The organism is Pseudomonas sp. 51_B (assembly GCF_017491595.1).
Taxonomy (GTDB): Bacteria; Pseudomonadota; Gammaproteobacteria; order Pseudomonadales; family Pseudomonadaceae; genus Aquipseudomonas; species Aquipseudomonas promysalinigenes.
On record NZ_JAFGYW010000535.1, the window covers coordinates 1 to 248 of the forward strand.

Genomic DNA, 248 nt, shown 5'->3' on the forward strand with positions numbered 1-248 from the left:
CCGTGGCCAAAATCGTGCCGTTGCTGATCTTCGTGGTCATTGCCGCTTTCGCGTTTCGCGCCGATATCTTCACGCGCGATATTTGGGGCCAGAGCAACCCGCAGTTCGGCAATGTGCTGAGCCAGGTGCGCAACATGATGCTGGTCACCGTCTGGGTGTTCATCGGCATCGAAGGCGCAAGCATCTTCTCGTCACGGGCGGAAAAACGCTCCGACGTGGGCAAGGCCACGGTCATCGGCTTCATCACC

1 protein-coding gene is annotated in these 248 nt (G+C 59.3%); it reads left to right on the forward strand.

The features are described 5' to 3' along the window. Positions 1–248, forward strand: a 248-nt coding sequence (locus tag J5M56_RS26085) for an amino acid permease (RefSeq protein WP_207938202.1), incomplete at both ends; no start/stop codon positions are given.